The organism is Lutibaculum baratangense AMV1 (assembly GCF_000496075.1).
Taxonomy (GTDB): domain Bacteria; phylum Pseudomonadota; class Alphaproteobacteria; order Rhizobiales; family Tepidamorphaceae; genus Lutibaculum; species Lutibaculum baratangense.
Map to the genome: position 1 here is coordinate 562,728 of NZ_AWXZ01000039.1, position 25,506 is coordinate 588,233.

Consider the following 25,506-nt stretch of genomic DNA (forward strand, 5'->3'; position numbering starts at 1 on the left):
TGACGGCGGAGAAGTGCAGGGGATGGCGACGAATTTCTCGGACGATCTGAAGTCGGGCGCGCTCTTCTATCATCGCTATCCCAAGCCCGGTAAGCTCGAGATCCGCGCCACGAAGCCGCTCGGCAATCAGCGCGACCTCGCGCTCGCCTACTCGCCGGGCGTGGCGGCGGCCTGCGAGGCGATCGCCGAGGATCCCCTCGAGGCGGCCAATCTCACGGCGCGCTCGAACCTCGTCGGCGTGATCTCGAACGGCACCGCGGTGCTCGGCCTCGGCGCGATCGGGCCGCTCGCCTCGAAGCCGGTGATGGAAGGCAAGGCCGTCCTCTTCAAGAAGTTCGCCGGCATCGACGTGTTCGACATCGAGATCGACGCGACCGAGCCCGGGCGCATCATCGATGTCGTGGCGGCGCTCGAGCCGACCTTCGGGGGCATCAACCTCGAGGACATCAAGTCGCCGGAGTGCTTCGAGATCGAGGCGGCGCTGGCCGAGCGCCTGAACATCCCCGTCTTCCACGACGACCAGCACGGCACGGCGATCATCGTCGCGGCGGCCGTGGTCAACGCGCTGCGCCTCGCCGGCAAGCGTTTCGAGGACGTGAAGATCGTCACCTCCGGCGCGGGCGCCGCCGCCATCGCCTGCCTCAACCTCCTGGTGACGCTCGGGGCGAAGCGCGAGAACATCTGGGTCACCGACATACACGGCGTCGCCTATGCCGGCCGCGAGGCGGACATGGACCGCTGGAAGTCGGTCTACGCGCAGGACACGGAGTTGCGGACGCTCGCGGAGGTCATTCCCGGCGCCGACATCTTCCTCGGCCTCTCGGTCGGCGGGATCCTGAAGCCCGAGATGGTCGAGATGATGGCGCCGAACCCGCTGATCATGGCGCTCGCCAATCCGACGCCGGAAATCATGCCGGAAGTCGCGCTGGCGGTGAGGCCCGACGCCATGATGTGCACGGGCCGCTCGGACATGCCGAACCAGGTCAACAACGTCCTGTGCTTCCCGTATCTCTTCCGCGGCGCGCTGGACGTGGGCGCCACCGCGATCAACGAGCCGATGAAGGCCGCGGCGGTGCGCGCGATCGCCGACCTCGCCCAGGAGGCGCCGTCGGACGTCGTCGCGAAGGCCTATGGCGGCGAGAGCCGGATGTTCGGGCGCGACTACCTCATCCCCGCGCCGTTCGACCCGCGCCTCATCCTGCGCATCGCGCCGGCCGTCGCGCGCGCGGCCATCGAGAGCGGCGTCGCGTCGCGGCCGATCGACGACTTCCAGGCCTACGAGGACCGGCTGAACCGCTTCGTGTTCCGCTCCGGCTTCGTCATGAAGGAGATCTTCTCGACCGCGAAGGCCGCGCCGAAGCGCATCATCTTCGCGGAGGGCGAGGACGAGCGGATCCTCCGCGCCGTGCAGGTGGTGTCCGAGGAGAAGCTCGCCCAGCCGATCCTGGTCGGCCGCCCCAGCGTGATCGAGACGCGGCTGAAGCGCTACGGCCTGACCATACGTCCCGGGATCGACTTCGAAATCGTCAATCCCGAGGACGATCCGCGCTACCGGGACTACGTCGAGACGTTCCTCGACCGCACCTGCCGGAAGGGCGTGACGCCGGACCTCGCGCGGACTCTCGTCCGGACGAGCACCACGGTGATCGCGGCGATCTCCGTCTATCGCGGCGAGGCGGACGCGATGATCTGCGGCGTCGAGGGTCGTTTCGACAGCCACCTGCGCTGGGTCCGCAACATCATCGGCCTGCGCGAGGGCATCAGGGATTTCTCGGCCCTGAGCCTGCTGATCCTGCCGCGCGGGGCCTATTTCCTCGCCGACACCTTCGTGACGCACGACCCGGGCTCGGCGGATCTCGCGGACATGGCGCGGTCGGCAGCCGAGCATGTGCGGCGGTTCGGCCTGACGCCGAAGATCGCGCTCCTCTCGCATTCGAGCTTCGGGAGCTCCGACAGCGAGAGCGCGCAGAAGATGCGCTCGGCCGTCCAGATCCTCCGCCGCATGGCGCCCGAGCTCGAGGTCGAGGGCGAGATGCACGGCGATGCCGCGCTCGACGAGGTTCTGCGAAACCGCATCTTCCCGCGCTCGCGCCTGACGGGGGAGGCGAACGTCCTGATCCTGCCGAATCTCGATGCCGCCAACATCGCCTACGAGCTCCTGAAGTCGCTCGCCGACGCCCTGCCGGTCGGGCCGATCCTCATCGGGGCGAACAAGCCCGCTCACATCCTCACCCCGTCCGTGACGGCCCGCGGCATCGTCAACATGACGGCCGTCGCCGTGGCGGAAGCGCAGGGGCATGTCTCCTGAGAGCGAGGCTGGCGCCTTGGACGCGGGACCGATGGGCCCGCGTCTGCCGGTTTCCTGTTTCATCATCGCGAAGAACGAGCGCGACCGCATCGGCGCGGTGATCGCGGCGGTCCGTGATCTCGTCGACGAGGTGCTCGTCGTGGATTCGGGCTCGACGGACGGGACGCAGGATCTCGCTTCCTCTCTCGGCGCCCGTGTCGTGCACAACGACTGGCACGGCTACGGCCCCCAGAAGCGCTTCGCCGAGGAGGCGTGCCGCAACGACTGGCTCCTGAACCTCGACGCCGACGAGGTGCCGGACGAGACGCTGCTACGCTCGATCGCCGCTCTCTTCGCGGCCGGAGGGCCCGACGCGAAGTTCCATGCGTTCAAGATAGCGCTCGTCTATCCCGGCGAAGACCGGCCCCGGCGGTTCGCGGACGGGCCGAGCCCTGTAAGGCTCTATGACCGGCGGGCGGGACGCTACTCCGACAGCCCCGTGCACGACCGCGTCGTGCTGCCGAAGGGCGCGCGTGTCGGGCGCCTCCACGGCGAGGCGGCCCACTTCTCCTACCGCTCCTTCGGGGCGCTCGTGGAGAAGCTGAACGGCTACAGCGACCTCCAGGCGAGGACGCTGAAGCGCGGGGGGCGGACGCGTCTGCTGGTGCGACTTCCCTTCGAGATGCCGCTGGCCTTCGTGAAATACTACCTCGCCAGGCGGCACATACTCGGCGGTTGGCGTGGCTTCGTCTTCGCGAGCATCAACGCGTTCTACCGTTTCCTCCGACTGGCGAAGATGCTGGAGACGAGTGATCGCGGTTCGGGAGGGCGAGAGGTTGGAGACTGAGCCATGGACTGGTCCGCCTCGATCGACGCCTATTGCGAGCGCACGTCGGAGGCGTTCTGGGCCGAGCCGCTGAACGCCGTGTCGAACGTCGCGTTCCTGGTTGCAGCCGTCGCAGCGGCACGACTGGTCTCCAGGCGCGCACCGGGCGACGGGGCCGGCTGGTTCCTGTCCGTCCTGATCGGGGGGATCGGGATAGGGTCCTTCCTCTTTCATACCTACGCCACGCGCTGGGCCGCCCTCGCCGACGTCCTTCCGATCGCGGTGTTCATCCACGGCTACCTCTATTTCGCGATGCGGCGGTTCCTCTGGCTGCCGGTCTGGGCGTCGGTGGCCGTGGTGGTGGCGTTCTTCGCAGGGTCGACGGGCGTCGAGCGGCTCGTTCCGGACGGGGCGCTGAACGGCTCGTTCGGCTACATGCCGGCGCTGCTCGCGATGCTGGTCGTGGGTCTCCTGCTCCTCGGGCTCGGCAGGCCCGGAGGGACGGCGTTGCTGCAGGCGGCGGCGGTGTTTCTCGTGTCCCTCACGGCGCGCACCTTCGACGAGGCGGTGTGCGGCCTCGTCCCGATCGGGATCCACTATGTCTGGCACATGCTGAACGCCGTCGTTCTCTACCTTCTCACGCGGGCGCTCATCGTGCACGGTCGGCGCCATGCATGAGATTCCGAAGACCTACCGTGTTCACGGGCACGCGATCGTCTCCACCGACGACAGGATCGCCGACGAGCAGGGGCATATGCCGAAGGCGCTGCGCGTGCCGGCCGACTGGCGCCGCTTCCGCAAGGCGCTGGACGAGGCCGTCGTCGTCGTCCTCGGGCGGCTTGGCCACGAACTCCACCCCGACGCCTCCGGCCGCAGGCGGATCGTCGTGACGCGCGGCAAGACGCATCCGGCACCGACCGCCGACGTCATGTTCTGGAATCCCCTTGCGACGCCGCTGCAGGACGTTCTAGCCAGCTTCGTGCCGGGTGGGGGCCCGATCGCGGTGCCGGGCGGGCAGGGCGTCTTCGATCTCTTCCTGCAGATCGGCTATGACGAGTTCCACCTCGCGCGGGCCCACCGCGTGACGCTCGGCGAGGGCACGAGCGTCTTCTCGGGCGTCGACGACGGGGTGCCCGCCGAGAGGCTTCTGGCGGAGGCGGGCCTCGTTCCGGGCACGCCCGAGATCCTCGACGCGGAGCGGGACGTGACGGTGGCCGTCTGGCGTCCGCGCGCTGGCCGATGACGACCGGTCACGCGCGCGGCAGCTCCTGAAACAGCGCGAGCGCCCGCTGCCGCGCGACGGAGTGATCGACGACGGGCCGGGGATAGGTGTCGCCGAGCCGCACGCCTGCCTCCGCAAGGACATCTTCGGGGGCTTGCCAGGGCTTGTGGATCCACCTCTTCGGCAGTCTCGAGAGCTCCGGCACCCAGCGCCGGACATAGTCGCCCTCCGGATCGTGGCGCTCGCCCTGAAGGACGGGATTGAAGATGCGGAAATAGGGCGCGGCGTCGGCGCCGGAGCCGGCCACCCACTGCCAGCTCGCCGCGTTGTTCGCGGGGTCGGCATCGACCAGCGTGTCCCAGAACCACGCGGCGCCGACACGCCAGTCGATCATCAGGTCCTTCACGAGGAAGGAACCCACGATCAGTCTGACGCGGTTGTGCATCCAGCCCTGGTGCCAGAGCTGTCGCATGCCCGCGTCGACGATCGGATAGCCCGTGCGGCCCGTCCGCCAAGCCTCGAGCGCCTTCTCGTTGCGGTCCCACGGGAACGCATCGAAGCGCTCGTTGAAGTTCGCTTCGCCGAGATCCGGGCTGTGGTCGAGAAGGTGATAGGAGAAATCGCGCCAGGCGAGCTCGCTCAGGAACTTCTCCCCGTTCCTGCCGGTCGCGTGGCGATCGATCGCATGCCAGACCTGGACGGGCGATATCTCGCCGAAATGCAGATGCGGCGACAGGCCGGACGTGTCGTCCCGGTCCGGGCGGTCGCGGCCCTCCGCGTAATTTCCCAGGCGGCTCTCGACGAATCGCCTCAGCCGCTCTCGCCCGCCATGCTCCCCAGGTTCCCAGGCCTCGCGAAGTCCGCCGGCCCAGTCGGGCATCGTCGGGAGAAGGTGCCAGTCGGCGAGATCCTCGCCGCGCGGGGCGTCCGGAGCCGGCTCGAGCCGCCCTGGCGCCGGAAGCGGCGACCGCGGCGGAGCCTCCGCCGCCAACGCCTTCCAGAAGGGCGTGAAGACGCGGTAGGGCGTGCCGGATCTGGTGAGGAGGCGCTCGGGATCGTGGAGGAGATTCGCGGAGAAGAGCACGAGCTCGACGCCCTCGTCGCGCAGCGTCTCCGCGATGTCGCGATCGCGCCGGCCGGCCCGGCCGTAGCGACGGTTGCAGTAGACGCGTCCCGCCCTGCACGCCTTCGCGGTCTCCGGGAGGACGCGGGCCGGATCGCCGCGGCGCAGCACCAGCTCTACCCCGCGCTGCTCCAGGGCGCCGCCCAAGGCCGCGAGGCTGTGATGAAGCCACCACAGGCTCGCCGCACCCCGCGAGGGCTCTCCGCCGACCTCCTCCAGCACGAAGAGAACGAGGATGGGCCTCCCGGACCGCGCGGCTTCATGCAGTGCCGGGTTGTCGGCGAGGCGCAGATCGTCGCGCAGCCAGACGATCGCCGCTTCACCCTCTCTTCGTCCACCAGTCATCCCGTCGTCACCTGCGATGCCGATATGGGGTGAGGCTACGGGGCCCGGACGCCGATGGATCGCTTTCCGTCTTTGGCAGTCAATGCTCGCAAGGTGCCGGCGACCGGAGAGCGGCTGTCGCCGTCACGGCGAACCGGATCGCGAAGCCGGCGAGGGCAGCGCAGACCCCATAGACGTCCAGCCGTCGCCCGAAGCGATCCTTGCGGCCGAACAGGCACCGCAACGGAGCGGGAGCGGAAGGAACCGGATTTTAGGAAAGCTAAGCGCTTGAAAAAATTGGCTCCCCGGGCCGGACTCGAACCAGCGACAAAGCGGTTAACAGCCGCTTGCTCTACCAACTGAGCTACCGGGGAACACGCCGTCGTTTGCGACGGTGGGCGGCATATAGCAAAGCGCGTCGCGCTTGCAAAGCCCGTGGATTGAATTTCTGCGGGAGCATCACGACTTGGCCTGGAGAAGGCTTGGCCGGAGCGGCGACAAGAGACGATGACGAACCAGGAAAACGAGGCCGGAAGCGGTTGGCGGGCGCCGCATGTCAGGTTCGGGAAGCGAAGCGTGCCATTGCCGCCTTACCGCTGGCAGCGCGTGACGATCGGCTCGCTCCTGATCGCGGGAGGCTCGCTCGGCTTCCTGCCCGTGCTGGGGTTCTGGATGATCCCCCTGGGCGTCGTCTTCCTGTCGATCGACTTGGCGATCGCCCGGCGGTGGAGACGGCGGTTCGACGTGTGGTGGGGAAGGCGCCGCCAGAGGCGCCACACGGGAGAGGGAAGCTCTTCGACCGGGTGATCTGGAGGCCACGCCCGGAATCGAACCGGGGTATACGGATTTGCAGTCCGCTGCGTCACCACTCCGCCACGTGGCCGTCCGGGGCGCATACATATTTTGCAAAGCGGGCTTAAGCAAGCCCGAAACGGCTCGGGTTGCGCCATTGCGAGCCGGCAGTCCTTGCGGCATAGAGACTTGAGCGACAGATCAGGCAGGGAACGCAGATGGCCTCTGAGAACAACGTGCTGGCCGAGACACTGCAGTCCGACTTCGAGGGTATCCTCACGGGCTGGCTGCAGGCGCAGGCCAGGGAAGGGGCGAAGCGGACCGACCTCGTCTCGACCCGCGAGACGGAGAAGCAGAGCCGCGACCTGTTGACGGCGCTGGCTCGCGCCAGTCGCGACGCCGTCCTCGACGACGGCTTCGATTTCGCAAATCCGGTCTGGGACCAGGTGCGCGAGACGCTCGAGGAGATCACCGAAAGCCGGACGCAGCGCGGCGTCTCGCCGACGGAGATCGGCGTTTTCGTCACCTCCATGAAGCGCCCCATCTTCGAACGCCTGCGCAGCAAGATCGGGCCCGAGCTTCAGGGTATCGAGGACATGTGGAACGTGTCCCGGGTGATCGACCAGCTGTCGCTCTATGCGATCGAGAGCCTCGTGACGAAGCGCGAGGCGGTGATCGAACGCCAGCAGTCGGAGATGACCGAGGTCTCGGCGCCCGTCGTCAGGATCTGGGACCGGATCGTCACGGTGCCGCTGATCGGCACGCTCGATTCCTTCCGCGCCCAGACCGTGATGGAGAATCTGCTCTCGGCGATCGTGCAGTGGGAGGCCGAGGTCGCGATCATCGACATCACCGGCGTCTCGACGGTCGACACGCTCGTCGCCCAGCACCTGCTCAAGACGGCCGCGGCCGTCCGCCTCATGGGCGCGCAGTGCGTGATCTGCGGCATCAGCCCGAAGATCGCGCAGACGATCGTCAATCTCGGCGTCGAGCTGCCGAACGTGACGACCCGCATCGATCTGCAGAGCGGCCTCGAATACGCCTTCAAGCGCATAGGCGTCTCGGTCGATGGACACTGAGGGGGTGGAGGGCGTCCTGCACGCGGGAGGCACGCCCATCGTCACGATCACCGGCTGCGTGATCGTAGCGATTCGCGACGATCTGGACGACCAGTCGGTGATGCACCTGCAGGACGAACTCGTCGAGGAGGTCGCCCGCCGGGGCGCGAGAGGGGTGATCATCGACATCTCGGCTCTGGAGATCGTCGACACCTTCGCCGGCCGGATGATCGGGAGCATGGCGCAGATGGCGCGGATGATGAACGCGAGGACCATCCTCGTCGGGATGCGCCCGGCCGTCGCTATGACGCTCGTCGAGCTCGGCATGACCCTCGTCGGTGTCGAGACGGCTCTCAACGCCGACAAGGCCATGAACCTCATCGTCAACGATCTGCCACCGGTCGCCCTTGCCCAATGACACCGTGAGCGTCACGCTGAGACGGGCGAGCGACGTGGCATATGCCCGCCAGGCCGCCATGCAGACGATGGCAGCGATCGGCGCAAGCTCGATAAAGAAGACGAAGTTCGTGACCGCCGTCTCGGAGATCGCGCGGAATGCCGTGCTGTACGGGCGTGGCGGCGTGATCACGTTCGAGATCGTCGGCAGCGGGCCCCGGCGCAGCGTGGTCGCCGAGTGCATGGATCGGGGTCCCGGCATCGCCGACGTGGCACTGGCGCTCACGGAAGGATACTCGACCGGCTCGGGCCTCGGTTTGGGATTGAGTGGAGCGAAACGGCTCGTCGACCGTTTCGAGATCGCCTCGTCCGCCCTCACCGGCACGACCGTCACGATGGAGTGTTTTGCCAGATGATATCCCTGCCGGTCGTCGAAGCGAGCCAGGTCGGCGGTGCGCGCCGCCGGGCGCTCCACGAGGCGGAGAGCCTCGGGATGCCGAGCGACCTTCAGGACCGGCTCGCGATCATCGTCACGGAGATCGCCACCAACCTGCTTCGCCACGCGCGGGAGGGAGAGGTCGTGCTCGTGCCGGAGAGGCGCGGCCCGCACCTCGGCATGACGGTCATCGGAATGGACCTCGGCCCCGGCATCACGGCTGTGGAGACGGCCTTCGAAGACGGCTACACGACGGCGGGCGAGGGGGGGCGGGGAATCGGCGGAGGGCTGGGCGCGATCCGCAGGCTCTCCGACGAATTCGACTTCCACACCGACCAGGGGGGAACGACGGTTCTCGCCAAGGTCGCCTCGGGTGCGGCGCCGTCCTCTCCCGACGCCGTGACGGCGGAGGGTCTGATCGTTCCCAAGCCGGGCTTCGATGCCGGCGGCGACGCCTTCGCGGTGCGCCACGAGACGGACGCGACCCTCGTCCTGCTGCTCGACGTCCTCGGCCATGGCGCGACGGCCGCTGAGGAGGCGACCCGTGGCGCCGCGGCGTTCGAGGAGTGCAGCGGCGATTCGCTCGACGAGGCCCATCGCGAGGTCTGCCGGGCGCTGGAAGGTGGCCGCGGCGCCGCATCGCTGATCGTCCGGATCCCGAGCGAAGGCGGCGTCCTGACGGGCATCGGCCTCGGCAATGTCCGCGGCGAGATCGTCTCCCCCGACGGCAGCAGGCGCGGGATTCCTTGTGCCCCCGGGATCGTGGGCGCGACGCAGAAGCATCCCCGGCAGACGGAGCACGAGTGGCCCCAGGGGGCGACGCTCGTGATGTCGACCGACGGACTGAGGAACGCCGATCGCACGGGCGAATCGCCCGCTCTTTTCTCGCGCCGGCCGCTGGCCATCGCGGCCACGCTGTACAAGCGTCGCCGTCGCGGCACGGACGATTGCGGGATCGTGGTGGCTCGGGGGGCGGCTTGAGGGCGATCGTCACCTCCGTCCGGCTGGAGCGGGACACGGACGTTGCGCATGTGAGACGCACGGCGAGGCTGGCGGCGAAGTCGGCGGGAGCGGCGCCACGCGACCAGATCCGCTTCGCCACGGCCGTCTCGGAGATCGCGCGCAACGCGCTGCAATATGCCGGCGGGGGAATCGCGGAGCTGTCGTTCGACCAGAAGGGGCGTATCCCGCGGCTGGTGGCGCGTATCCAGGATCGCGGGCCCGGCATCGCCGGCGTCGACGCCATACTGCGCGGGCGGCACCAGTCGCATACCGGGCTCGGGCTCGGACTCAACGGTTCTCAGAAGCTCGTCGACAATTTCGACCTCAAGACGGGTGAGGGCGGCACGGTCGTGACGCTCGGACTCCACCTCGCCGCGGTGGGGACGCCGCAGGAGCTGGCTCATTCGGCGGCATCCGCCCTCGTCGACGTGGCGCAGGGGAACCCGGTGGAGGAGCTCGCCGAGCAGAACCGGGCGCTGCGCGACTCGCTGGCGGAGCAGGAGTTCCTTCTGCGCGAGCTGCATCACCGCACGAAGAACAACCTCTCGATCATCCAGTCGCTCGCGACCCTCCAGGCCCGCTCAGTCAAATCGGAGGAGGCGCGAGAGGCGCTCGACGTCCTGACCGGCCGGATCCAGGCCTTCGCCAACGCCCACAGCTATCTCTACAAGGCGGAGAACGTGGCGGAGATCGACCTGCGCGAGCATGTGCTGGGCCTGACCGAGCGGCTCTCGGCGGCGTTCAGGTCGCAGAGCGTGGAGATCGTCTGCGACGTGGAATCGATGCTCATCGGCTTCGACTTCGCCACCGAGCTCGCGCTCATCATCAACGAGCTTGTGACCAACGCCGCCAAGCATGCCTTCAAGTCGCCCGGGGAGGGCGGCCATATCCATCTCGATGCGCACCGGAGCGACCACGGCCTGACGATCCGCGTGCGCGACGACGGGCCGGGCCTCGCCGATGCGGAAGCGGAGTTGCGGCGCTCGAAGTCTCTCGGCTGGCGAATCGTCGAGACGAGCGCCAGGAAGCTGCGTGCCACGCTGGAAGTGGACGGCAGCGACGGCCTGGCGGTGACCGTGCACGTGCCGCTGCAACAGGTCGAGGAATGAGCTGCGCCCGCCGTGGCGACCGAGACGGCATCACTTGCGATTCCGGCGCAGCGAATTAAGAGTGCACCCCCGAGCGGTAGGGACAGGGCAGGGAGCCTCGTGTCGATGATGGACTTCGCAGAGTCGCGAATGAACATGGTGAAATCCCAGGTGCGCCCGAGCGAGGTGACGGACCGGCGGCTGCTCAACGCCCTGCTCAACCTTCCGCGCGAGCGATTCGTGCCCGCCTCGCGCCGTCCCATGGCCTATGTCGACGAAGACATTCTCCTGAACGACGAGGGCGAGCCCCGCTGGCTCCTGGAACCGATGCACTTCGCCCGCCTCGTGCAGCTCGCGGAGATCGGGGCCGGACACCTCGTGCTGGACGTGGGCTGCGGCACCGGGTACTCGACCGCGGTCCTCGGTCGCCTCGCCGACTCGGTCGTCGGGCTCGAGAGCGACCCGGCCCTGTGCCAGACGGCGGAGGCGCTGATGATCGAGCTCGGCATCGACAACGTGGCGATCGTGGAAGGCGACCTGAGGGAGGGCTACCCCTCGCAGGGCCCGTACGACGTGATCATCCTCGAGGGAGCCGTCGAGGAAGTTCCCGAGGGACTGTTCAAGCAGCTCCGCAATGGGGGGCGGCTCGTGGCGCCGGTGATCGAAGGGGGGATCGGCAAGGCGATGGTCTTCCACTCGATCGACGGTGACGTGAGCCATCGAGTCGTCTACGACATGAACGTGCACCGGCTGCCCGGCTTCGAGCGACCCAAGACGTTCGTCTTCTGAGCTTCCGGTTCAAATAAGCTGGCGTGTGGCGGTTTGACCGCACCTGCTCACCGAGTGGGTTGCTGTGGCCGCTCCCCCCTTCCCGGCGGCGCGAATCCCACTTACCGTTCTTCGGACGCCGCCGGCGGGGGGGCATCGGATCTAACAACCGGGCGTTGAAGCGTTGAGCAGACCCAATCGCACGATCATCCGCAGGTCCGCCGTGCGGGCTGCAGGCCTGGCGGTGGCGGCCGCCGTCTCCCTCGCTCCTGTCGGGCCGGCATCCGCCGAGACGCTGTTCTCGGCGATGGCACAGGCCTACCGCGCGAATCCCAACCTGAATGCCGAACGGGCAGGCCTCCGGGCGACCGACGAGCTCGTGCCTCAGGCGCTGTCGGCGTGGCGTCCGCAGGTCTCCGCGAGCGCGTCAGCGGAAACGAGCATCCAGAATTCCCGGCCCGGCGGCACACGGAGCCTCAGCGGCACTGACGTGGGCCTGACGGTGCAGCAGTCGCTCTTCAACGGCTTCCGCCGGGTGAACGGCACGAAGCAGGCCGAGGCCCAGGTCCGGGCAGGCCGAGCCTCGCTCGCGAACTCGGAACAACAGATCCTGCTGCAGACCGTCACATCATACATGGACGTGCTGCAGAACGCGGCCATCGTGCGGCTGCGGCAGCAGAACATCGAAGTCCTGCAGGAGCAGCTCCGCGCGGCTCGCAACCGCTTCGAGGTCGGCGAGGTGACGCGCACCGACGTGGCACAGGCCGAGGCACGCCTGCGGGGCGCGGTGTCCGAGCTGAACTTCGCGGAATCGAACCTCATGTCGGCACGTGCCACCTATCGGCAGGTGGTGGGGTCCGATCCGGCGAATCTCGCGCCGGCGCGCCCGGCCACCGGCGTGCCGTCCAGCGTCGACGCCGCGCTCGATCGCGCCTACCGCGAACATCCGGCCGTGGTCGCGGCGGTCTACAACGAGGAGGCAGCGGCCTTCGCCGTGAACTTGGCCGAGGGGCAGCTTCTGCCGACGGTCAACCTTCAGGGCACCGTCGGCTATTCCACGAATCCGAGCTTCTCCGTCGATTCGGCGGCGAGCGCGTCGGCATCCATCCAGCTCAACGTGCCGATCTATCAGGGCGGCGGCGAGTACTCGGCGGTCCGCCAGGCGAAGGAGCAGCGCAACCAGGCGCTGCTGCAGATCGAGGCGGCGCGGCTGGGCGTGAGGGCGGACATCCTGTCGGCCTGGGGCGTGCTCGAGGCCGCGACGGCGTCGATCGATTCGGCCCGCGCGCAGGTCGAGGCGGCGAGCATCGCGCTGACCGGCGTGCGGGAGGAGGCCAATGTCGGCCAGCGCACCACTCTCGACGTGCTCAATGCCGAGCAGGAGCTTTTCGACGCGCGCGTCTCGCTCGTCGTGGCCGAGCGAGACCAGGTGGTGGCCTCCTACGCGCTGATTTCCGCCATGGGCCGCCTGAGCGCTCACGCGCTCCAACTCGCCGTCGACGTCTACCAGCCGGAGGTTCACTACCACCAGGTGCGGGACAAGTGGATCGGGCTGCGCACCCCGAGCGGCCAGTGACGGCGGGAAATCCGCAAGGTTAAGAGAAACCTAAGTTCTTCGGGTTGCCTGTCGGCCATCTCGTGCGATAGTTGCTGAGGGCCGCTTTCGACACGCGAGTCGTTTCGTCGGCAATTTGATGGCTTTGCCACGGCGGGCAGCAGAGCACTATGAGCAATCCCAACCCGATGCCGGAACCCTCGATGGAGGAGATCCTGGCATCCATCCGACAGATCATCGCCGAGGGCGAAGAGCAGCCGCCGGCCAAGCCGAGAGCGCCCGCGCCGGAGGCCCGGCGGCGCCCGGAGCTTGAAGCTCCGCAACGGCCACAGGCTCCGCAGCGACCCCACGCCCCGGAGAGACCCCAGGCGCCGGAGAGGCCGGTGGCCGCGGCCCCGAAGCCGGCGGCGGACGACGACGACATCTTCGACCTGACGGACGAGATGATGTCTTCTCCGCCGGCATCCGCCATTCCGTTCCCCCAGCCTTCCACGGCGGCCCGCCCCGCACCCCGACGGCCCGAGCCGCAGGCCGAGGAGGACAGTTCCTACGACCGGTTCCGCGCGCCGCGCGAGGCGGAACAGGAAGTCGATCTCGAGTTCCGGCCGATGATGCCCGAACCCGAGGAGCACGAGGAGGAGGAGACGACGCCCGTGGAGGCGCCGTTCATCCAGCAGGTCCGGAGCTACGACCGCGAGCAGGAGCCCATGCAGGAAGAGGCGGAGGCGCCCTCCCTGGGGCAGCAGCGGGTGGACGAGCCGAGTGAAGCCCTACTGTCTTCCGCGGCGGGCCAGGCCGTGGCCGAGGCTTTCGGGCGTCTGACGCAGCGGGGGCCGAACTCCGAGGGCAGGACCATCGAGGAACTCGTGGCGGACATGCTTCGGCCGATGCTGAAGGAATGGCTGGACGACAACCTGCCGGTGCTGGTCGAGCGCCTGGTGCGTGACGAGATCGAACGGGTGACGCGCGGGCGCCGCTGAGGCCCGATCCGCCAAGGACGGGGCACCACCGCCTGAAACCACCTGCGCCGATACAGCCTGGATTGGCGGATTGCCCTCGCAGTTGACTTGCCCACACCCGTCGGGCTTTCTCCGCGCGACCTAATGCACTGGCGAAAGTGGTTTCATGCTCGACAAGACGTTTCAGCCCGCGGCCGTCGAGCCGCGGATCTCGCAGCTTTGGGAAGACGCCGGCGCCTTTCGCGCGGGCACGCGCGAGGGCGTCGACTCATTCTGCGTCGTGATCCCGCCGCCGAACGTCACCGGCAACCTGCATATGGGCCACGCCCTCAACAACACGTTGCAGGACGTGATGGTGCGGTTCGAGCGCATGCGCGGGAAGAACGTTCTCTGGCAGCCGGGCACCGACCATGCGGGCATCGCCACCCAGATGGTGGTCGAGCGCCAGCTCGAGGCGAGCGGCATCTCCCGCCACGACCTCGGCCGCGAGCAGTTCGTCGACCGGGTGTGGAGCTGGAAGGAACAGTCGGGCGGGTCGATCCTCAACCAGCTGCGCCGGCTCGGCGCCTCTTGCGACTGGAGCCGCGAGCGCTTCACGATGGACGAGGGCCTGTCGCGGGCCGTCCTCAAAGTTTTCGTAGAGCTTTACCGTAAAGGTCTGATCTACAAGGACAAGCGCCTCGTCAACTGGGACCCGAAGCTGCTCACGGCGATCTCCGATCTCGAGGTCCAGCCGACGGAGGCGAAGGGGCATCTCTGGCACCTGCGCTATCCCGTGAAGGGCGAGGAGGGCCGCTACATCGTCGTCGCGACGACAAGGCCCGAGACGATGCTCGGCGACACGGCTGTGGCCGTCCATCCTGACGACGAGCGCTACCGCGACCTGATCGGCAACCATGTCGTCCTGCCGCTCGTGGGTCGCGAGATTCCGATCGTCGCCGACGAGCATGCCGACCCGGAGACCGGGTCCGGCGCCGTGAAGATCACCCCTGCGCACGACTTCAACGACTTCGAGGTCGGCAAGCGGCACGACCTTCCGATGATCAACGTCCTCGACGAGCGCGCCCGGATCAACGAGAACGCGCCCGACGCCTATCGCGGCCTCGATCGTTACGAGGCGCGCCGCCGTATCGTGGCGGACATGCAGGAACTCGGGCTCCTCGAACGCATCGACGAGCACATGCTCACGCTCCCCTATGGCGACCGCTCGGGCGTGGTCATCGAGCCGTGGCTGACCGATCAGTGGTATGTCGACGCCGCAACGCTGGCCGAACCGGCGATCCGGGCCGTCGAGGACGGACGCTCGGTCTTCATCCCGAGGAACTGGGAGAAGACCTACTTCGAGTGGATGCGCAACATCCAGCCCTGGTGCATCTCGCGCCAGCTGTGGTGGGGGCACCAGATCCCGGCCTGGTACGGGCCGGACGGGCATATCTTCGTGGCGGAGACCGAGGAAGAGGCGGTCGCCGACGCCCTCGCGCACTACGTCCTCAACGAGACCCTGACGGACGAGGAGGCGAGGGCGCTTGCGGCGGATCCCGAGCGACGCGCGGATTTCCTGCGCCGCGACGAGGATGTGCTCGACACCTGGTTCTCCTCCGCCCTGTGGCCGTTCTCGACGCTCGGCTGGCCCGATCGCACGCCAGAGCTCGACCGCTACTACCCCACGAGCGTGCTCGTGACCGGCTTCGACATCATCTTCTTCTGGGTCGCCCGGATGATGATGATGGGCCTCCATTTCATGGACGAGGTCCCTTTCCCGAAGATCTACATCCACGGCATCGTGCGCGACGAGCACGGGCAGAAGATGTCGAAGTCCAAGGGCAACGTCGTCGACCCGCTCGACCTGATCTCCGAGTTCGGCGCGGACGCCCTGCGTTTTACGATGGCCTCGCTCGCGACCCCCGGCCAGGACGTGAAGCCCTCGAAGGCCCGCATAGAGGGTTACCGCAACTTCGCGACGAAGCTCTGGAACGCGAGCCGCTTCATCGAGATGAACGAGTGCCGGGTTCCGCCGCGCTTCGACCCCAGCACGGCGGAGCTCGTCGTCAGCCGCTGGATCCTGAGCGAGTCCGAGACGACGGCGCGCGAGATCGCGGAAGGGATCGAGCAGTTCCGCTTCAACGACGCAGCCGCCACGGCCTACCGCTTCGTCTGGAACGTGTTCTGCGACTGGTACGTGGAGCTTGCGAAACCGGCGCTGCAGGGCCCCGACGGAGCCGAGAAGGAAGAGACGCGCGCCGTGGCTGCGTTCGTCCTCACGCGCATCCTGAAGCTTCTCCACCCGTTCATGCCGTTCGTGACGGAGGAGCTCTGGCAGCATCTGGGGCACGAGGGGGTGCTGGCGACGGCATCCTGGCCCGTCCCGGCCGATCTGGAGGACCCGGAGGCCTGCGCCGAGATCGGATGGGTCATCGAGGCGATCTCGGCCATCCGCTCCGTGCGCTCGGAGATGAACGTGCCGGCAGGGGCGCGGCTGCCGCTGGTTCTCGTGCAGGCTAGTGCGGAAACGCGTGAGAGGGCAGAGCGTTACGGCACGGAGCTGAAGCAGCTTGCGAGGCTCGACAGCGTGGCGGCCGGGGACCAGGCACCGTCGGGCTCCGTGCAGATGGTGGTCGGCGGCACGACGCTGGCACTCCCGATCGCCGAGGTGATCGATCTCTCCGCCGAACAGTCGCGGCTCGAGAAGGAGATCGGCAAGCTCGGCGCAGAGATCGAGAAGATCAGGGCGAAGCTCGGCAACGAGAACTTCACCGCCAGGGCGCCCGAGCACGTGGTGGCCGAGCAACGCGAGCGCATGGCCTCGGCGGAGGAGACGAGGGGGCGGCTTCAGTCCGCCCTGGAGCGCCTGTGCGGCGCCGCCTGAGTAACCCCGCCGGCACGTCAGGTTCATGTGGCGCGCCGGCAACAAGGGTTGCACATTTGTCGAGAAGGCCGACGGCTGCGGGCCTGCCGCCGTCATTGCGCCACAAACGAAGCGTGAATCCTAACTCATTGGCCTAGCGGTCTAATCCGCCGAATGCCGGGAGCCTTCTTTCTCTGCGAGAGAGAGGGCCGCGCATGCGGCGGGCGAGCGCTGCCGCTTGTCGCCCGGGAGGGCGCCGTGGCAGTGGTCGCATCTGCGGTAGCCGGTGAGTGAGGAGCCGACATGGACCTGCCTTCCTTCGACAAGTCCAGACTGCCGAGCAGGCATGTCACCGAGGGGCCGTCCCGGGCGCCGCACCGCTCCTACCTCTACGCCATGGGTCTGTCGGCGAAGGAGATCCACCAGCCGCTCGTCGGCGTCGCGACGTGCTGGAACGAGGCGGCTCCGTGCAACATCTCGCTCATGCGGCAGGCGCAGGTCGTCAAGAAGGGCGTCGCCGCGGCGGACGGCACGCCGCGCGAGTTCTGCACGATCACGGTCACCGACGGCATCGCCATGGGTCACCAGGGCATGAAGGCCTCGCTCGTCAGCCGCGACGTCATCGCGGATTCCGTCGAGCTGACCATGCGCGGGCACTGCTACGACGCGCTCGTCGGCATGGCGGGCTGCGACAAGTCGCTGCCCGGCATGATGATGGCGATGTGCCGGCTCAACGTCCCCTCGATCTTCATCTATGGCGGCTCGATCCTGCCGGGGAAGTTCAAGGGCCGCGAGGTCACGGTGCAGGATCTCTTCGAGGCGGTCGGCCAGCACTCGGTCGGCCGGATGTCTGACGAGGACCTCGACGAGCTCGAGCAGGTGGCCTGCCCCTCGGCCGGCGCCTGCGGCGCACAGTTCACCGCCAACACGATGGCGATGGTCTCCGAGGCGATCGGCCTCGCGCTGCCCTATTCCGCCGGCGCGCCCGCGCCTTACGAGATCCGCGACCGGTTCGGCTTCGCCGCCGGCGAGAAGGTGATGGAGCTAATCGCGCGCAACATCCGGCCGCGCGACATCGTCACCCTGCAGGCGCTCGAGAACGCTGCCACCGTCGTCGCGGCGACCGGCGGGTCGACGAACGCGGCGCTGCACCTGCCGGCGATCGCGCACGAGTGCGGCATCGCCTTCGACCTCTTCGACGTCGCCCAGATCTTCAACAGGACGCCCTATATCGGCGACCTCAAGCCCGGCGGGCGCTACGTGGCGAAGGATCTGTTCGAGGCGGGCGGCATTCCCCTCCTGATGAAGACGCTCCACGAGCATGGCTACCTGCACGGCGACTGCCTGACGGTGACCGGCCGCACGATCGCGGAGAACCTCGAGAAGGTGCGTTGGAACCCGGACCAGGACGTCATCCGCCCGGCTAACGACCCGATCACGCCCACCGGCGGCGTCGTCGGCCTCAAGGGCTCCCTCGCGCCGGACGGGGCGATCGTGAAGGTGGCGGGGCTCAAGAACCAGAAATTCACCGGGCCCGCGCGATGCTTCGACTCCGAAGAGGAGTGCTTCGCTGCCGTGCGCGACCGTAAGTACCAGGAAGGCGACGTGCTCGTCATCCGCTACGAGGGGCCCATCGGCGGCCCCGGCATGCGCGAGATGCTGTCGACGACCGCGGCCCTCTACGGCCAGGGCATGGGCGACAAGGTGGCGCTCATCACCGACGGCCGGTTCTCCGGTGCGACCCGCGGCTTCTGCATCGGGCACGTCGGGCCGGAGGCAGCCGTCGGCGGGCCGATCGGCCTGCTGCGCGACGGCGACGTCATCGACATCGACGCGACCACCGGGCGAATCGACGTTCGCCTGAGCGAAGAGGACCTCGCAGAGCGCCGCGCTTCGTGGCAGCCGCGGGAGACCGACTACCGCTCCAGCGCGATCTGGAAATATGCGCAAACCGTGGGTCAGGCGCGCCAGGGGGCCGTCACCCATCCGGGCGGCGCCGCGGAAACCACGACCTATGCGGATATTTGAGTATCTTTTCGTCTGCGTCGCCTTCGCCTGCGTAACGGCGGGCCCGAGCCAGGCATTGGACCCGTCGCGATCGGTCGATCGGGCTGCGAACCCTTCCGACGCTTTCCGTCTCGGGGCGCAGTTCTACCACAGCGGCGATTATGCCTCCGCCTTCGATGCCTTCACGGTGGCTGCCGAGAAGGGGCATGCCGTGGCGCAGTGGAAGCTCGCCAAGATGTATGCCGAAGGCGAGGGCGTGAAGGAGGACGACTTCAAGGCGTTCCAGATCTTCTCGAGCATCGCCGACGCGCATGCCGACGACGATCCGTTCGCCCCCGTGTCGAGCGTGGTGGCCGACGCCTTCGTGCGGATCGCGAGCTATTACCGCACCGGTATCGCGACAGCCGGGATCCAGCCGGACATGACCCGGGCGCTGGGGCTGCTGCGGCACGCCGCGCTCTACTTCGGCGACGCCGAGGCGCAGTACGAGGTCGGACGGATGTACCTGAACGGCGAGGGTGTCGGGGCCAATCCCGCCCAGGCGGCACGCTGGCTCGACCTCGCGGCGCGAAAGAACCACGTGGCGGCCCAGGCGACGCTCGGCGACATGCTGGTCTACGGCCACGGCGTGCCGCCCATGCCCGAACGTGGCTATGCCTGGCTTCTTGTGGCGAAGGAAAGGGCGGCGCCTGCCGAGCGGGACTGGGTTCTCTCGCTCACCCATCGCGCCGAAAGCGTGCTCGGAGCCGACGAGATCGCCGTGGCCAGGCAGGAAGCGCAGGCCTGGATCCTGTCCAACAGCGGAAGCTGAGCCGGGGCCGTCCGACGGCCCGGGCGGGCCTCAGGCGCCGATATCCACCCAGGCCGGCACGTGATCGGACGGCTTCTCCCAACTCCTGACGGCGCGGTCGATACCGGCGCCCGTCATCCGATCGGTCGCCTGCGGCGACAGCAGGAGATGATCGATGCGGATGCCGTCGTTCTTCTGCCAGGCGCCGGCGGTGTAGTCCCAGAAGGTGTAGACGCCCTGACCGGGATGATGGATGCGGATGGCATCGGTTAGACCGAGATGGACGAGAGCGCGGAACAGGGAGCGGCTTTCGGACTGGAAGAGGGCGTCGTTCACCCATTTGCCCGGGTTCTTCGCGTCGAGATCCGTCGGAATGACGTTGTAGTCCCCCGCCAGCACCATCGGTTCCTCGAGCCGCAGACGCGCCTCGGCATGGCGGCGCAGGCGCTCGAGCCAGGCCAGCTTGTAGGCGAACTTCTCGCCGCCGATCGGATTGCCGTTGGGCAGGTAGATGGACGCCACCCGTACCGTCCCCGTCTCGCCAGGGATCACAGCTTCGATGAAGCGGGCGTGGGCGTCTTCGTCGTCGCCTGGCAGGCCGTCCGACACGTCCTCGATCGGCCGCCGCGAGAGAATGGCGACGCCGTTGAAGCCCTTCTGCCCGTGAACCGCCAGGTTATAGCCGAGACTCTCGATCTCTGAGGCGGGGAACGCCTCCGTCTGGCACTTGATCTCCTGGAGGCACACGACGTCCGGCTTCTCTTCCGCGAGCCAGGCCGTGAGGTTCTGCAGGCGGGCGCGAACGCCATTGATGTTCCAGGTCGCGACCCGCATGGTCTGATCAGATCGAGAACGACGTGCCGCAGCCGCAGGAGGCGGTCGCGTGGGGGTTCCGGATCTGGAACGACGCGCCGATGAGCTCGTCCACGAAATCGATCTCGGAGCCTTCCATATACATGAGGGAGATCGGATCGATGAGAACGGTCACGCCGTCCTTCTCGATCGCGACATCGTCCTCCGCCCGCTCCGATTCGAGGTCGAAGCCGTACTGGAAGCCCGAACAGCCGCCACCGGAAACCGTCACGCGCAGGGCTTGCTTGGCCGGCTCACGCGCCAGGATCTGCGAGATCCGCCTGGCCGCGCGGTCGGTGACCGTCACACTCTCGGCAGTGGGAGATGCCATGATATCCGTCGTCATAAAAGGTGGCTCCGCTTCATCTCGAGCGCTGGGCGCGGAGGGACTGGCCTCGGCCGCGCGAAGCTGCCACTAACGTAGGTACTCCACCGTCGCTGTCAACGAGAGGCCATGCTAGAGAACGCCGCCGCGCGGGCCGTCCGTGTCGTCGCAAGCTATGCCTGCGATCCCCTCCGCTCGCCCGGTCGCGCCGTCGAGGAAGAGGCCAGCAGGACGCGCAGCGCCTTCCAGCGGGACCGCGACCGCATCCTTCATTCGACCGCGTTCCGGCGGCTCAAGTTCAAGACGCAGGTCTTCGTCTATCACGAGGGCGACCACTACCGCACGCGGCTGACCCACACGCTGGAAGTCTCGCAGATCGCCCGGTCGCTCGCCCGCAGCCTGGGTTTCGACGAGGACCTGGCCGAAGCGATCGCGCTGGCGCACGACCTCGGCCACTCGCCGTTCGGGCATGCCGGCGAGCGGGCGCTCCAGCGCGTGGCGACCGACATCGGCGGCTTCGACCACAACACGCAGTCGCTGCGCGTGGTGACGCGGCTCGAGCGTCGCTACGCCGAGTTCGACGGGCTGAACCTGACCTTCGAGACGCTCGAGGGGATCGTGAAGCACAACGGGCCCGTGATGCCGGGCGCGCCGACGGCGACGGGGTTCCTTCTCGACTGGGCGGAAGGGGCAGGGGTCGACCTCTCGACTTTCGCGCCGGGCGAAGCCCAGGCCGCTGCGATCGCCGACGACATCGCCTATAATAGCCACGACATCGACGACGGGCTTCGGGCGGGGTTGTTCACGGTCGACGAGCTGTGTGCGGCAGTGCCGCTCGTGCGGTCGCATGTCGAGGCGATACGGCAGCGCTACCCCGATCTCTCGCTCAATCGCCTGACGCATGAGATCGTCCGGCGATTGATCACCGGCATGGTCGAGGATGCGTTGAGTGTCGCCATGAGCCGTATCGACGCCTGGGCCCCGGCGACGCCCGATGACCTCCGCAACGCCGGAGCGCCGGTTCTCGCCTTCTCGCCTGCGATGATGGAGGAGGTCGACGCCATGCGTCGATTTCTCTTCAGGCGCATGTACCGCCACCAACGGGTGATGGCGGTGATGGACGCGGCGGAGCGTCTCGTGGAGCAGCTCTACGGTCGGCTCGTCGAGGATCCTCGCGAATTGCCGGGCGAGTGGCCCAGCGGAGGGACGCTGAGCGGCGAGAAGCTGCGCCGCACGGTCTGCGACTACATCGCCGGCATGACCGATCGCTACGCCGTCGCCGAATACGAGCGGCTGTTTGACGCGGTATCGGAATTGCGCTAGGCGCCTCGCGTGCGCCGAAAAGTGGCGCCTGGAGTTCTCCGATGGACGTTTTCACAGATTTCACCCGCCGCCTCGCCGAGGCGGTGCGGGAGCTTTCCGATGCCGGCGTGCTGCCGCAGGGGCTCGAGACCGATCGGATCACGGTCGAGCCGCCGCGCGATCCCAGCCACGGCGATCTCGCGACGAACGCGGCGCTCGTGCTCGGCAAGCCGGCAGGACTGAAGCCGCGCGAGCTGGCGGAGAAGCTCGCGTCGCGCCTCGGCAAGACAGCCGACGTGGCCGAGGTGAGCGTCGCAGGGCCGGGCTTCGTCAACCTGCGGCTGAGCGACGCCTACTGGCGCCGGCAGCTGAGGAGCATCCTGGAGAATGGCGAGGGCTTCGCCCGGAGCACGATCGGGCAGGGCCGGAAGGTCAATGTCGAATACGTCTCGGCGAACCCGACGGGTCCGATGCATGTCGGCCATTGCCGTGGCGCCGTCTTCGGAGACGCCCTCGCCGGGCTTCTCGAATATGCGGGCTTCGAGGTGGCGCGGGAGTACTACGTCAACGATGCGGGCGTTCAGGTCGACGTCCTCGCGCGCTCGGCCCATCTGCGCTACCGCGAGGCGCTGGGTGAAGAGATCGCGGAGATCCCGGAGGGTCTCTATCCCGGCGACTACCTCGTGCCGGTGGGGCGGGCTCTTGCGGCCGAGCACGGCGAGTCGCTCCTCGACGTGCCGGAGGCGGAATGGCTGCCGATCGTGCGCGCGCGGGCGATCGGGATGATGATGGACATGATCCGGCAGGATCTGGCGTCGCTCGCCATCGAGCACGAGGTGTTCTTCTCCGAAGCGAGCCTCAAGGGGCCGCCCGATCGGATCGCGGAGACGATCGAGTATCTGAGGAGCCGCGGCCTCATCTACGAGGGGCGCCTTCCGCCCCCGAAGGGCCAGCTTCCCGAGGACTGGGAGGACCGGGAGCAGACGCTCTTCCGCGCCACCCAGTTCGGCGACGACGTCGACCGGCCGCTCATGAAGTCGGATGGTAGCTACACATACTTCGCCTCCGACATCGCCTATCACCGCGACAAGTTCGAGCGCGGCTATGGCGAGATGATCGACGTGCTCGGCGCCGACCATGGCGGATACGTGAAGCGGATGCAGGCGGCCGTCGCCGCAGTCAGCGGCGGCGAGGCGCATCTCGACTGCCGGCTGTGCCAGCTCGTCAGGCTGTTTCGCGGCGGTCAGCCCGTGAAGATGTCGAAGCGGGCGGGAGAATTCGTCACGCTTCGCGAAGTCGTGGAGGAGGTAGGGCGCGACGTCGTGCGCTTCATGATGTTGACGCGGAAGAACGACGCGCCGCTCGACTTCGACTTCGAGAAGGTCACGGAGCAGTCGAAGGACAACCCCGTCTTTTACGTGCAGTACGCCCACGCGCGGGCGCATTCGGTGTTCCGCAACGCCGCCGAGGTCTTCCCGGAGGTGACGTTCCCGCTGAGCGAGGCGGCCGACCTCGACCTGCTCGAGGATCCGGCGGAGCTTGCCCTCATCCGCCAGATCTCGACCTTCCCTCGGACGATCGAGCAGGCTGCGCTGGCGCACGAGCCGCATCGTGTGGCATTCTATCTCTACGACCTCGCGAGCAGCTTCCATGGCCTATGGAACCGCGGCAAGGACCTGCCACAATTACGTTTTATTAACCCAGAAGATCGAGCGTTGTCTCTTGCGAGACTGGCGCTGGTCCAGTCCGTCGCCAGCACTGTCTCTGCGGGACTCAGGGTTCTCGGCGTCGAGCCGGTCACCGAGATGCGCTGAGGAGGCGGGCGACGAAGGAGTGGGGTACTGCTGCCGCGCCACCGCTGCCGCAGGTCAAACGAGATAGCTGATCCATGTCGAACAACGGTGCTCGTCGCTCAGGCCAAAACTGGCGAGACTACCAAAGCGATCCGCATGGCGCGGACGACGATCCGCTGTCCGAACTCGCTCGTCTGATCGAGGAAGACCCCTTCGCCGACTTCGAGCAGGGGCGCCGTCCCCAGGCGCAGCCGGCGGAGAGCAGGGCGACGAACTTGTGGCCCTGGAGCGACGAGCGGGGCCAAGCTGCCGCCCAGGCAGGCGGGCAGGGGAGCCACGCTCCGAGCCGCCATGGCGAGGCGGAGTGGGACGAGGAGCCCGGCCGCCAGGACTACGACGACCAGGACGCCTATTACGGTGCCGCAGAGGGTGAGACCCAGGACCAGGAATGGCCCGGCGAGGGGGAGCCTTCGCAGGGGCACGCCTATTACGGCCAGGGCCGGATCCAGGAGAGCGCCTTCGAGGAGGAGCTTCTCTCCTTCCGGCCGTCCTCGTCGGGGTATCAGGAGGTCGAGCCGCATTTCGACGACAGCGGCCACCTGCCGCCGATGCAGGACGAGCCCGAGCGCCGGACCGGGCGCAAGACGCTCGTCTTCGGCGGCCTCGCGATGCTGGCGCTGATCGGCGGGGCGGGCGCGGTCGCCTACAAGCAGATGACGCCGACGGTCTCCGACGGGCCGCCCCTCGTGGTCGCGGCCGAGACGGACCCGGTGAAGACCAAGCCGGACGAGCCGGGTGGTGCGCAGGTGCCGAACCAGGACAGGATCGTCTTCGATCGCTCGGCCGGTGTCGTGTCGAACGGCAAGTCGGAGGAACGGATCGTCTCGCGGGAGGAGCCCGTCGAGACCGTACCCCTTCGCGAACAAGTGCGCGAGGCGGGGGCTCCCGCGAATGGTGGCGTGGTGCCCGACGTCTCGCGGGACGAGCCGAAGCGCGTGAGGACCGTCGTCGTCAAGCCGGACGGCACGATCGTCGAGGAGCCGCAGGCGGCGCCGGCGCCACAGCAGGTGGCGATGAACGACGCGGCAACCGGTTTTGCGCAGGTTCCCGCCAATGCCGGCCCGGTGACGCTCTACGATTCGAGCGAGATCCCGGATGCTCCCGCCGTCTCGGCGTCGCCCTCTGCCGGCGGGAGGTCGGGCAACGCGGCCGAGGCGGCAGAAGAGCCGGTCGAGGACGTCCAGGCAGAGGCGCCTGGCCAGTCCGCCGAAGCGCCGGCGGCCCGCCAGCCCGAACCGGCGACCCCGACCCCTCCGGCGGCCACGCAGAATGCGGGCCAGTCCCGGCCAGGCCAGCCGATGCAGATCACGCCACAGGCCGATGCCCCTCAGCAGGTTGCGGCCGCCGATCCGCAGAGCCAGCCCGAGCAGGCCCAGCCTGCCGCCGCCTCGGGAGGCTTCCCGGCCGGAAGCTACGTCGTCCAGGTCTCTTCGACGCGGTCCGAAGCGGACGCGGAGCGCAGCGCGGCGAGCGTCCGCGACCGGTACTCGAGCGTCCTGTCCGGCCATCAGACGGCGGTGGAGCGGGCGGATCTCGGCGACAAGGGCATCTACTATCGTGTCTCGATCGGCCCCCTGTCCGACAGCTCGTCCGCCGGCACCCTGTGCAGCCGTCTGAAATCGCAGGGGCTCGACTGCTTCGTGCGGCGCAACTGATGCGGCGTTGACCGTGTCCCGGACAGTCGGTAACGACGGTC

At 68.1% G+C, this 25,506-nt stretch carries 22 protein-coding genes and 2 tRNA genes; 19 read left to right on the plus strand and 5 right to left on the minus strand.

The window, feature by feature from the left end:
- The first annotated feature begins 22 nt into the window (after positions 1 to 22).
- The 4 genes from N177_RS17335 to N177_RS17350 are packed head-to-tail and all read left to right on the plus strand — an operon-like array spanning position 23 to position 4,356.
- On the plus strand, positions 23 to 2,308 hold the full coding sequence (locus N177_RS17335) for an NADP-dependent malic enzyme (protein WP_023433704.1): 2,286 nt from the start codon (positions 23 to 25) through the stop codon (positions 2,306 to 2,308).
- A 31-nt stretch (positions 2,309 to 2,339) separates the two neighbouring features.
- Entirely contained in the window at positions 2,340 to 3,134 is a 795-nt protein-coding gene (locus N177_RS17340; protein ID WP_023433705.1) for a glycosyltransferase family 2 protein, read from the plus strand.
- A 3-nt stretch (positions 3,135 to 3,137) separates the two neighbouring features.
- Positions 3,138 to 3,791 (plus strand): ceramidase domain-containing protein, encoded by a 654-nt coding sequence (locus N177_RS17345; RefSeq protein ID WP_023433706.1) that lies wholly within the window; start codon positions 3,138 to 3,140, stop codon positions 3,789 to 3,791.
- Positions 3,784 to 4,356, plus strand: coding sequence for a dihydrofolate reductase family protein (locus N177_RS17350; protein ID WP_023433707.1), 573 nt, complete (start codon positions 3,784 to 3,786; stop codon positions 4,354 to 4,356). Before N177_RS17345 ends, N177_RS17350 begins: the two co-directional genes overlap by 8 nt.
- A gap of 7 nt (positions 4,357 to 4,363) precedes the next feature.
- Here N177_RS17350 and N177_RS17355 read toward each other — a convergent pair whose 3' ends face one another.
- Positions 4,364 to 5,803 carry a cryptochrome/photolyase family protein gene (locus N177_RS17355; RefSeq protein WP_023433708.1) on the minus strand — a complete coding sequence of 480 codons (1,440 nt, stop codon included), beginning with the start codon at positions 5,801 to 5,803 and terminating at the stop codon, positions 4,364 to 4,366.
- A gap of 277 nt (positions 5,804 to 6,080) precedes the next feature.
- A tRNA-Asn gene (locus N177_RS17360) sits at positions 6,081 to 6,156 on the minus strand.
- Positions 6,157 to 6,358: 202 nt separating this feature from the next.
- On the opposite strand from N177_RS17360, the gene N177_RS17365 reads away from it, so the two are divergent.
- Positions 6,359 to 6,589: a hypothetical protein gene (locus N177_RS17365; RefSeq protein ID WP_341872339.1), complete on the plus strand. Its 231-nt coding sequence runs from the start codon at positions 6,359 to 6,361 to the stop codon at positions 6,587 to 6,589.
- A 2-nt stretch (positions 6,590 to 6,591) separates the two neighbouring features.
- Here the strand turns inward: N177_RS17365 and N177_RS17370 are convergent.
- Positions 6,592 to 6,665 (minus strand) — tRNA-Cys (locus N177_RS17370).
- A 127-nt stretch (positions 6,666 to 6,792) separates the two neighbouring features.
- Between N177_RS17370 and N177_RS17375 the strand changes: the two genes are divergently transcribed.
- The 11 genes from N177_RS17375 to N177_RS17425 all read left to right on the plus strand — a co-directional run bounded on the left by N177_RS17375 (position 6,793) and on the right by N177_RS17425 (position 19,499).
- On the plus strand, positions 6,793 to 7,653 hold the full coding sequence (locus N177_RS17375) for an STAS domain-containing protein (protein WP_023433710.1): 861 nt from the start codon (positions 6,793 to 6,795) through the stop codon (positions 7,651 to 7,653).
- Positions 7,643 to 8,050 (plus strand): STAS domain-containing protein, encoded by a 408-nt coding sequence (locus N177_RS17380; RefSeq protein WP_051402438.1) that lies wholly within the window; start codon positions 7,643 to 7,645, stop codon positions 8,048 to 8,050. Before N177_RS17375 ends, N177_RS17380 begins: the two co-directional genes overlap by 11 nt.
- Before the next feature lie 4 nt (positions 8,051 to 8,054).
- Entirely contained in the window at positions 8,055 to 8,444 is a 390-nt protein-coding gene (locus N177_RS17385) for an ATP-binding protein (protein WP_023433712.1), read from the plus strand.
- Positions 8,441 to 9,445, plus strand: coding sequence for a SpoIIE family protein phosphatase (locus tag N177_RS17390; RefSeq protein WP_023433713.1), 1,005 nt, complete (start codon positions 8,441 to 8,443; stop codon positions 9,443 to 9,445). The genes N177_RS17385 and N177_RS17390 overlap by 4 nt, the downstream gene beginning before the upstream one ends.
- Positions 9,442 to 10,575: a sensor histidine kinase gene (locus tag N177_RS20735; RefSeq protein WP_023433714.1), complete on the plus strand. Its 1,134-nt coding sequence runs from the start codon at positions 9,442 to 9,444 to the stop codon at positions 10,573 to 10,575. Before N177_RS17390 ends, N177_RS20735 begins: the two co-directional genes overlap by 4 nt.
- A 105-nt stretch (positions 10,576 to 10,680) precedes the next feature.
- Positions 10,681 to 11,343, plus strand: a complete 663-nt coding sequence (locus N177_RS17400; protein ID WP_040486129.1) for a protein-L-isoaspartate O-methyltransferase family protein — start codon at positions 10,681 to 10,683, stop codon at positions 11,341 to 11,343.
- Between the two features lie 163 nt (positions 11,344 to 11,506).
- Positions 11,507 to 12,898, plus strand: a complete 1,392-nt coding sequence (locus N177_RS17405) for a TolC family outer membrane protein (protein WP_200863420.1) — start codon at positions 11,507 to 11,509, stop codon at positions 12,896 to 12,898.
- Between the two features lie 362 nt (positions 12,899 to 13,260).
- Entirely contained in the window at positions 13,261 to 13,857 is a 597-nt protein-coding gene (locus N177_RS20740) for a PopZ family protein (RefSeq protein ID WP_160170941.1), read from the plus strand.
- 145 nt (positions 13,858 to 14,002) lie between these two features.
- Positions 14,003 to 16,702, plus strand: a complete 2,700-nt coding sequence (locus N177_RS17415; RefSeq protein ID WP_023433718.1) for a valine--tRNA ligase — start codon at positions 14,003 to 14,005, stop codon at positions 16,700 to 16,702.
- A gap of 282 nt (positions 16,703 to 16,984) precedes the next feature.
- Positions 16,985 to 18,709: a dihydroxy-acid dehydratase gene (gene ilvD, locus N177_RS17420; protein ID WP_023433719.1), complete on the plus strand. Its 1,725-nt coding sequence runs from the start codon at positions 16,985 to 16,987 to the stop codon at positions 18,707 to 18,709.
- Positions 18,696 to 19,499, plus strand: a complete 804-nt coding sequence (locus N177_RS17425) for a tetratricopeptide repeat protein (RefSeq protein ID WP_023433720.1) — start codon at positions 18,696 to 18,698, stop codon at positions 19,497 to 19,499. The genes ilvD and N177_RS17425 overlap by 14 nt, the downstream gene beginning before the upstream one ends.
- A gap of 30 nt (positions 19,500 to 19,529) precedes the next feature.
- Here N177_RS17425 and xth read toward each other — a convergent pair whose 3' ends face one another.
- Both xth and erpA read right to left on the minus strand, forming a co-directional pair.
- Positions 19,530 to 20,312: an exodeoxyribonuclease III gene (xth, locus tag N177_RS17430; RefSeq protein ID WP_023433721.1), complete on the minus strand. Its 783-nt coding sequence runs from the start codon at positions 20,310 to 20,312 to the stop codon at positions 19,530 to 19,532.
- A gap of 7 nt (positions 20,313 to 20,319) precedes the next feature.
- Positions 20,320 to 20,661 carry an iron-sulfur cluster insertion protein ErpA gene (gene erpA, locus N177_RS17435; RefSeq protein ID WP_040486132.1) on the minus strand — a complete coding sequence of 114 codons (342 nt, stop codon included), beginning with the start codon at positions 20,659 to 20,661 and terminating at the stop codon, positions 20,320 to 20,322.
- A gap of 123 nt (positions 20,662 to 20,784) precedes the next feature.
- Here erpA and N177_RS17440 point away from each other — a divergent pair, with 123 nt between their 5' ends.
- The 3 genes from N177_RS17440 (at position 20,785) to N177_RS17450 (ending at position 25,465) form a co-directional block, all read left to right on the plus strand.
- The gene (locus tag N177_RS17440; RefSeq protein ID WP_023433723.1) at positions 20,785 to 21,978 is read left to right on the plus strand and encodes a deoxyguanosinetriphosphate triphosphohydrolase; all 1,194 of its coding nucleotides are present in this window, start codon (positions 20,785 to 20,787) and stop codon (positions 21,976 to 21,978) included.
- A 41-nt stretch (positions 21,979 to 22,019) separates the two neighbouring features.
- Positions 22,020 to 23,771 (plus strand): arginine--tRNA ligase, encoded by a 1,752-nt coding sequence (gene argS, locus N177_RS17445; protein ID WP_023433724.1) that lies wholly within the window; start codon positions 22,020 to 22,022, stop codon positions 23,769 to 23,771.
- Between the two features lie 74 nt (positions 23,772 to 23,845).
- Entirely contained in the window at positions 23,846 to 25,465 is a 1,620-nt protein-coding gene (locus tag N177_RS17450) for an SPOR domain-containing protein (RefSeq protein WP_040485981.1), read from the plus strand.
- Positions 25,466 to 25,506: the final 41 nt, after the last annotated feature.